This window comes from Rhizobium phaseoli, from assembly GCF_003985125.1.
Classification (GTDB): domain Bacteria; phylum Pseudomonadota; class Alphaproteobacteria; order Rhizobiales; family Rhizobiaceae; genus Rhizobium; species Rhizobium phaseoli.
In genome coordinates, this window is sequence record NZ_ML133643.1 from 1 (window position 1) to 717 (window position 717).

At 60.3% G+C, this 717-nt stretch carries 1 pseudogene; it reads left to right on the plus strand.

The features are described from left to right. A pseudogene (locus tag EFD56_RS32515) lies at window positions 1-717 on the plus strand (IS256 family transposase); the annotation flags it as partial.

Genomic DNA, 717 nt, shown 5'->3' on the forward strand with positions numbered 1-717 from the left:
GGTGGACGCGACCTATCTCAAGGTCCGGCGTGGCGGCCGCATCGTCTCAGTCGCCGTCATTATCGCGGTGGGCGTCAACAGCGACGGTCGGCGCGAGGTCCTGGGTATGGAAGTTGGCACCTCGGAGGCCGAACCGATCTGGACGGAATTCCTGCGCAGGCTAACGCGCCGCGGTCTACGCGGGGTGAAATTGGTTGTCTCTGATGCACATGAGGGCATCAAGGCTGCCGTTTCCAAGGTTCTCAATGCCACTTGGCAAAGGTGCCGGGTTCACTTCATGAGGAACGTGCTCGCGCATGCTGGAAAGAGCGGCAGGCGGGTCGTATCCGCCTTCATCGCGACGGCCTTTGCCCAGGAGACCCCGGAGGCAGCAAGCCGCACAATGGCGCAGTGTCGCCGATCAAATCAGGCCGAAAGTGCCGAAGCTTGCCACCATCATGGACGACGCTGAAGAGGACGTGCTCGCCTACATGACCTTCCCGAAAGAGCACCGGGCAAAGCTGCACTCGACGAATCCAATTGAGCGTCTCAACGGCGAAATCAAGCGACGCACCGAGGTCGTCGGCATCTTTCCGAACGACGAAGCCATCGTCCGTCTCGTCGGTGCATTGCTGCTCGAACAGAATGATGAATGGGCCGTTCAACGCGCCAGGTATATGACGCTTGAGACCATGGCCCAAATGAGCGATGATCCCCAAATCAGCCTGCCCCGCTGTG